This window comes from Janthinobacterium sp. ROICE36 (assembly GCF_002869965.1).
Lineage (GTDB): Bacteria > Pseudomonadota > Gammaproteobacteria > Burkholderiales > Burkholderiaceae_D > Janthinobacterium.
In genome coordinates, this window is the sequence record NZ_PEBS01000008.1 from 116,136 (window position 1) to 122,814 (window position 6,679).

A 6,679-nucleotide genomic window follows, 5' to 3' on the forward strand; every position below is an offset into this window, starting at 1 on the left:
TTTCTATAACGGGTGTATGGCGGCGCGTTTTTTGCGGCGCGATGGCGCGCTGGCGGGTACCAGCCGCAGCGGTGTGGCCAGGGCCGCGCTAGCGGCTTCCTCCCACACCATCAGTAATTGACAGGCAACGGCGGCGGCGATCACGGCCGGCGCCTTGTTGCGGATACCTGGCATGCCGATGGGGCAGACCATGGCGGCGATTCGCGCCTCGGACACGCCGCGCGCCTGCAGGCGGCGCTCGAACTGCTGGCGTTTCGTGTGCGAACCGATCAAGCCGAACCAGCCGGCATCCATGCGCGCCATGATGGCTTGCGTCAAGCGCTGATCGAGCGCATGACTGTGCGTCATGACGAGAAAACTGCCGCCGGGCGGCGCCATGGCGACAAATTCTTCGGGCGTATCGGTGGCGGCGGCGCATACATTATCGGGCAACGCCGCGGGAAACATGTCTTCGCGCTCGTCGACCCAGGTGATAGTGCAGGGCAAGTGGGCCAGCGCGCGCACGATGGCGGCACCCACGTGGCCGGCGCCGAACAGCGTCAAATGGGCACGCGGCGCCAGGCAGGGGTCGACCAGCCAGCGCCGCCCCAGGCCGTCCTGCGCCACATGGGTTGCGCGCTCGCGCGAAAACGTGTCGGGCGCCTGGCCCGGCATGCCGACAACCATGGTGCCCGCCGCATCGAACAGGGCCGAAGCGCTCTCGCCATCGAGCGCCGTGACCTTCCAGCTGTCGTGCTGGCGCCGTTCGCGCAAAACAGCCAGCAACTCTTTCAGGCTGGCATCGACATACTCGAACGCCAGGTGGACGACACCGCCGCAACATTGTCCCAGGCTGGGGCCGAGCGCGAAACGCTCGAGCCGCGCATGCGTGTCTCTTGTCGCCAGCATGCTCTTGGCAATTTCCACGGCGCGCAGTTCCAGGTGGCCGCCGCCGATGGTGTCCATTTGAGCATCGAGGGTGACGCGCATCTTCGCCCCCGCCTCGCGCGGCCCGGACCCTTCCACCAGGGCGACCGTCACCAGCACCGATGCCTGCGTATCGTTCTCCATTGCTGTCAGCCAGTCGCTCATTCTCTGCTCCTATGCGTTAGCGAAAACCGCTTGCACGGCCATGACCGCCTTGAGGATTTCCTCGCTGGTGGCCGGTGCATTCAGCGGCGGCTGGACGGCGTGATTTCCCACGCTGGAAATGGCGTCGCGGATGGCAAAGAACACGGAAAACGGCAACAGCAGCGGTGGCTCGCCCACGGCTTTGGAACGGTGGATGCTGTCTTCCACATTGCGGTTCTGAAATAGCTTGACGCGAAAATCTTCCGGGCAATCGGAAATGCCGGGAATTTTGTACGTCGATGGCGCGTGCGTCATCAACTTGCCCGCCGCATTCCACCACAGCTGCTCCGTCGTCAGCCAGCCCATGCCCTGAATAAACGCGCCTTCCACTTGACCCAGATCAATCGCGGGATTGAGCGATTGGCCCGCGTCGTACAAAGCATCCGCGCGCAGCAGTTTCCACTCCCCCGTCAGGGTATCGACCACCACTTCAGCCACGGCCGCGCCATACGCATAGTAGGAAAACGGATGGCCCGTCATCGTCTTCGCATCCCACGACAGGCCGGGCGTGGCATAAAAACCGTCCGACCACAGTTGTACGCGGGCCAGGTAAGCCTTTTGCACCAGCTCCGCAAACGCCACGACATGGCCGTTAACGTGGATATGGTTATCGAAGAAGCGCACAGTGCCAGCGTCGCCACCATACAGTTTGACCGCGTAATCAGCCAGGCGTTCACGGATCTGGCGCGCCGCATCCTGCGCCGCCTTGCCGTTCAGGTCGGCGCCGGTGGACGCCGCCGTGGCCGACGTGTTTGCCACCTTGCTGGTGTCGGTGGCCGTAGCGCGCACACATTCGAGGTCCAGGCCCAGTTCGTGCGCCACCACCTGCATGACCTTGGTATTGATCCCTTGCCCCATTTCCGTGCCGCCATGGTTGACCAGCACGGAGCCATCCACGTACACGTAGACCAGCGCACCGGCCTGGTTCAGATGCGTGACGTTGAAGGCGATGCCGAATTTCAAGGGCGTGAATGCCAGGCCCTTCTTCAAAATAGGGCTGGCCTCGTTGAACGCATCGATGGCCAGGCGGCGCGCGCGGTAATCGCTGCTGTCTTCCAGTTCGGCAACCAGTTCATGGATGACGTTGTCGACGATTTTTTGCCCGTACGGCGTGACATTGCGTCCGTCCCCATCGTTGCGGCCATAGAAGTTGAGCAGGCGGATATCGAGCGCATCGCGTTGTAAATGGCGGGCGATTTCATCGATCACGTACTCGATGGCGATGGCGCCCTGCGGCCCGCCAAAGCCCCGAAAAGCCGTGTTCGACTGGGTATTCGTCTTGCCGCAGGCGGCGCGGATATCCACGTCGGATAAATAATAAGTGTTGTCGAAATGGCAGACGGCGCGCGTGGCGACGGGGCCGGACAAGTCGGCCGAGTAGCCGGCGCGCGTGGTCATGTCGACCTTGGCGGCAAGGATACGCCCATCGTCGTCGTAGCCCACCTCATACTCATAATAAAAACAGTGACGTTTGCCCGTCACCAGCATGTCGTCATCGCGGTCGGCGCGCAATTTGACGGGACGCTTCAGTTTTGCCGCTGCAATCGATGCGGCTGCCGCCCACAGGGCCGACTGCGATTCCTTGCCGCCGAAACCACCGCCCATGCGACGGCATTCAACGGTGATGTTATGCGAATGCACGCCCAGTGCATGCGCCACCACGTGCTGCATCTCGCTCGGATGCTGGGTAGAACACAACACCAGCATGCCTTGTGCTTCCTTCGGGATGGCGTAGGAAATCTGTCCTTCCAGGTAAAACTGTTCCTGACCACCCACATACAGCTGGCCCTTGACCACATGCGGCGCCTTCTCGAACGCGACCTGGTAGTTACCCCGCGTCAGCTGCATGGGCGGCAGCACGTATGATTGCGCGGCCTTGGCCGCTTGCGGCGTCATGATCGCCGGCAGCTCGTCATAGGTGACTTGCGCCAGACGGGCGGCGCGGCACGCATGGTCGTGCGTATCGGCCACCACGATGAAGATGGGCTGGCCCACGTATTGCACCAGATCAAACGCCAGGATGGGATCGTCGTGGATAATGGGGCCGCAATCATTGGTGCCGGGAATATCCTGTGCCGTGTAGACGGCGACAACCCCTGGCGCATCACGCACGGCGGACAAATCCATGGCCGTGATACGCGCGTGCGGCTTTTGCGACAAGCCCAGCGCCGCATGCAAGGTGCCTTGCAGTTCGGCGATATCGTCCGTATAGGTGGCTTGCCCAAGCACATGCAATTGCGCCGATTCATGGGGACTGGGCTTGCCCACGGCGCTCCAGGCGGCCGCTTGCAGTTCGGGCGTGGCAGGATGGTTCATGCTGGTCCTTTCAAGCGCGGCAAGCGTAGGCGTTGACGGCGGTGCGCAGCAAAGGCGCGCCGGAGCGTGTTTCCAGCCAGAAGCGGCGCAACAGATTTTGTGCCGTCGTCATGCGATAGGTAGTCGAGGCGCGCATATCGGACAGCGGTGCGTAATCGTCGGCCAGCAAGCGCATGGCGATGAGGAGATTGTCTTCCGTCCACGCCTGCCCCAGCAAAAATGCTTCCGTTTGCGTAGCGCGCTGCGGCGTGGCCGCCATGCCCCCAAAGGCGATGCGCGCGTCCACGATGCGCTCGCCGTCAAGCTGGAAGGCAAATGCTGCGCACACGGCCGAGATATCCTGGTCAAAACGCTTGGCCAGTTTATACGTGCGGAAATGCACATCGGCACGCGGCAAGGGCACGCGCACGGCTTCGACGAATTCGCCGGGTTGCAGATCTTTCTTTTGGTAACCCAGATAGAAGTTTTCCAGCGGCATGCTGCGCTGGCCGGCGGGACCGCGCAGCATGATCTCGCTGCCCAGCGCAATCAGCCACGGCATCGAATCGCCGATGGGCGAACCATTGGCCACGTTGCCGCCCAAGGTGCCGACGTTGCGGATCGGCAAGGAAGCAAAGCGCTGCCACAGTTCCGACAACTCGTCTGGATAGTGCTTGCACAGCGCCGCATAGGCATCGTTCAGGCTGGCGCCAGCGCCGATGTGCAGCTTGTCGTGCGCAATGGCGATGGTTTTCAGCGCTGCCACGTTGCCCAGATAAATGATGTCGCCCAGGTCGCGCAGTTGCTTGGTGACCCACAAACCCACATCGGTGGAGCCGGCCAGCAGACACGCTTGCGGCTTTGCCGCGCGCAGCGCCACCAGTTCAGCGATGCTGCGTGGCGCGTGGAAGTGCTGGCCACCGTGTTCATAGGTGCTCACGCTAACGCGCTGCAGCGCATGCAATTGCTGCGCCAAAGCATCACGGTCGAATGTCACAAGCGGCAGTTCCCCCATGCGCCTGGCCGCATCAATGATGGGACGGTAGCCGGTGCAGCGGCACAGATTGCCCGACAGCGTATCGTCGATTTCGCAGCGCGTGGGCGTCTCGCCGTTTTTCGCCAGATACATGCCCCACAGCGACATGACAAAACCGGGCGTGCAAAAACCGCACTGGGAACCGTGGCATTCGACCATCGCCTGCTGCACCGGGTGCAAGGCGCCATCGGACTGCTGCAAGTCTTCCACGGAAAACAGGGCCTTGCCATCGAGGGTAGGCGTCAGCTGGATGCAGGCGTTGACGGCCTTCATCTCGACCTGGCCGTCAACCAGGCTGCCGATGACCACCGTACAGGCGCCGCAATCGCCCTCGGCGCAGCCTTCCTTGGTACCCGTGCAACGCAAATCCTCGCGCAGGTGCTGCAACACAGTCTGCGTAGGGGCGGCGTTGCGTACTTCCTGTACGGCACCACGGTAATAAAAGCGGATCGGTTCTGACATGCTAGCCTCGGTATAGTCCCAGTATAGGAGATTAACACCGGCATAGGCGACAACTATATGCAAAGACTGATTTTACTTATCATCCAATATCAATACCCATCAGCTAGTGCAAGGATGCGTCGCATGCCAATGTTCGGCGATATCGATGCGGCGCGTGATCCACACCTGCTCATGGCGCTGCACATAGTCGAGGAAGCGCGCCAGCGCCGCAGCCCGTCCAGGCCTCCCTACCAGGCGGCAATGCAAACCCACCGACAACATTTTCGGCTGGTTCAATCCGTTCGGATCGCCTTCCGCGTACAGCACATCGAAGGCATCCTTCAGATAATCGAAAAACTGCGTGCCCGAATTAAAGCCTTGCATGGCGGCAAAACGCATGTCGTTCGTGTCCAGGGTGTAGGGCACGATCAGTTGCGGCTGCACGGCGGGCATGCCGGCGGCATCCGTGTACGCCACCTTCTCCCAGAACGGCAGGTCGTCGCCGTAATAATCGGCGTCGTAGCGGAAGCCGCCATGTTCGACCAGCAGTTTGCGCGTATTTGGCGAATCGCGCCCCGTATACCAGCCTTGCGGGGCGGAACCCGTCAATGCGCGGATGATCTGCACGGCTACGCGCATATGTTCGCGTTCCGTCGCTTCGTCCATGTTTTGATAGGAAATCCAGCGCAAGCCATGACAGGCGATTTCATGCCCCAGTTGCTGGAAGGCGGCTACCGCTTCCGGATTGCGTTTCAAGGCCATCGATACGCCAAACACGGTCAGCGGCAGGCGCCGTTCCTCGAACATGCGCAGCAAGCGCCACAGCCCGGCACGCGAACCGTACTCATAAATGGACTCCATGCTCAGGTGGCGCGCAGGGAATGCGGCCGCTCCGATTATTTCCGATAAAAACGTTTCCGAGGCGGCATCGCCATGCAACACGTTGTTTTCCGCCCCCTCCTCGTAATTGAGGACGAATTGCAGGGCGATGCGGGCCTTGCCCGGCCATTGCGGATGGGGTGGCGTGCGGCCATAGCCGATCAAGTCGCGTGGATAATGTTCGTAATTGTTCATGCGGAGGCGCGCCTATAGGAGGACAATGTTGGCTATATGTCCAATCATATAGTCCGGCGCAGTCGCCGGTATATGATTTGCACGATAAGCACATTCACTCACCCTATATACAGGATAGCAAATGGGAAAACTCAGCACGCATGTACTCGATATCGCCCACGGCAGGCCGGGAGCCGGCGTCAAGGTGGCCCTGTTTTCCGTCGCGCCGGAAGGCAAAGTGTTATTGAAGATGGATATGACGAACAGCGACGGCCGTTGCAGCACGCCATTGCTGGAAGGCGACAGCATGAAGGCGGGTCAATACGAACTGGTCTTCAACGCAGGCGACTATTTCGCCGCCCAGGGCGTGGAATTGCCCTCGCCCCGCTTCATCGATCTGGTGACCCTGGCCTTTGGTATTGCCCATACGGATGAGAATTACCATGTGCCGCTGGTGGTATCGCCATGGTCGTATTCGACGTATCGAGGGAGTTAATCGACGTTAGATGACAAAGGCAGCGCGCAGCGCTGCTTTTTTTTCGTCTGTCTGCTAGCAAAACAAAGCGTCAGACGAAAAAAAACCCCACCATTGCTGGCGGGGTTTTCTTCTACTACGAATAACAAGCCTGACGATAACCTACTTTCACACTGGTTGCAGCACTATCATCGGCGCAAAGTTGTTTCACGGTCCTGTTCGGGATGGGAAGGGGTGGGACCAACTTGCTATGGTCATCAGGCATAACT

General features: G+C 60.7%; 5 protein-coding genes and 1 rRNA gene. 1 reads left to right on the forward strand and 5 read right to left on the reverse strand.

Annotated elements, in window-relative coordinates; genetic code table 11:
• Positions 1 to 3: 3 nt before the first annotated feature.
• From xdhC to puuE, 4 genes are all read right to left on the reverse strand, one after another.
• Complete coding sequence (xdhC, locus tag CSZ94_RS05505) at positions 4 to 1,071, reverse strand: xanthine dehydrogenase accessory protein XdhC (RefSeq protein ID WP_102120584.1); 1,068 nt, start codon at positions 1,069 to 1,071, stop codon at positions 4 to 6.
• A gap of 9 nt (positions 1,072 to 1,080) precedes the next feature.
• Positions 1,081 to 3,426 (reverse strand): xanthine dehydrogenase molybdopterin binding subunit, encoded by a 2,346-nt coding sequence (xdhB, locus tag CSZ94_RS05510; protein WP_102120585.1) that lies wholly within the window; start codon positions 3,424 to 3,426, stop codon positions 1,081 to 1,083.
• A gap of 10 nt (positions 3,427 to 3,436) precedes the next feature.
• The gene (gene xdhA, locus CSZ94_RS05515) at positions 3,437 to 4,903 is read right to left on the reverse strand and encodes a xanthine dehydrogenase small subunit (protein ID WP_102120586.1); all 1,467 of its coding nucleotides are present in this window, start codon (positions 4,901 to 4,903) and stop codon (positions 3,437 to 3,439) included.
• A gap of 99 nt (positions 4,904 to 5,002) precedes the next feature.
• Entirely contained in the window at positions 5,003 to 5,956 is a 954-nt protein-coding gene (gene puuE / locus CSZ94_RS05520) for an allantoinase PuuE (protein WP_102120587.1), read from the reverse strand.
• 121 nt (positions 5,957 to 6,077) lie between these two features.
• On the opposite strand from puuE, the gene uraH reads away from it, so the two are divergent.
• Positions 6,078 to 6,431 carry a hydroxyisourate hydrolase gene (gene uraH, locus CSZ94_RS05525; protein ID WP_035824942.1) on the forward strand — a complete coding sequence of 118 codons (354 nt, stop codon included), beginning with the start codon at positions 6,078 to 6,080 and terminating at the stop codon, positions 6,429 to 6,431.
• Positions 6,432 to 6,559: 128 nt separating this feature from the next.
• On the opposite strand, the gene rrf is transcribed toward uraH, so the two are convergent.
• A 5S ribosomal RNA gene (gene rrf, locus CSZ94_RS05530) occupies positions 6,560 to 6,672 on the reverse strand.
• Between the last annotated feature and the right edge of the window lie 7 nt (positions 6,673 to 6,679).